The 386-nt window shown below is 41.5% G+C and carries 1 protein-coding gene and 1 pseudogene; one reads left to right on the top strand and one right to left on the bottom strand.

The window, feature by feature from the left end:
- Window positions 1-79: 79 nt before the first annotated feature.
- Window positions 80-214 carry a hypothetical protein gene (locus PUR26_RS02015; protein WP_329868540.1) on the bottom strand — a complete coding sequence of 45 codons (135 nt, stop codon included), beginning with the start codon at window positions 212-214 and terminating at the stop codon, window positions 80-82.
- A 55-nt stretch (window positions 215-269) separates the two neighbouring features.
- Between PUR26_RS02015 and PUR26_RS02010 the strand changes: the two are divergent.
- A pseudogene (locus tag PUR26_RS02010) lies at window positions 270-386 on the top strand (GDP-mannose 4,6-dehydratase); the annotation flags it as partial.

Genomic DNA, 386 nt, shown 5'->3' with positions numbered 1-386 from the left:
GGTGGTGTTTTTTTTTTTTGTTGTGTGTTTTTTGTTTTTTTTTTTTTGGGTTGGTTTGTTTGTTGTTGTGTTTTTTTTTTTAATTTTTTTTTTTTTTTTTTTTTTTTTTTTTTTGTTGTGGTGTGGGGTGGTGGGTGTTGGCGCCCGCCCCCCAGATTTTAAAAAAAAAAAAAAAAAAAAAAAAAAAAAAATATAAAAAAAACCAAAAAACCACCCACGCACAAAAAAAACAAAAACAAAAAACACCACACAACCAAACACCCAGACACGCCCGCACCGCCCCCATCGACGAGGACCATCCCCTCCAGCCCCAGTCGCCGTACTCGGCGTCGAAGATCGGGGCCGACATGATGGCCCTGTCGCACTGGCACGCCTTCGACCTGCCC

This window comes from Streptomyces sp. SP18CS02 (genome assembly GCF_036322365.1).
Lineage (GTDB): Bacteria > Actinomycetota > Actinomycetes > Streptomycetales > Streptomycetaceae > Streptomyces.
Note: the sequence above shows the minus strand (reverse complement) of the source record. Positions and strands in the feature narration are given on the sequence as shown.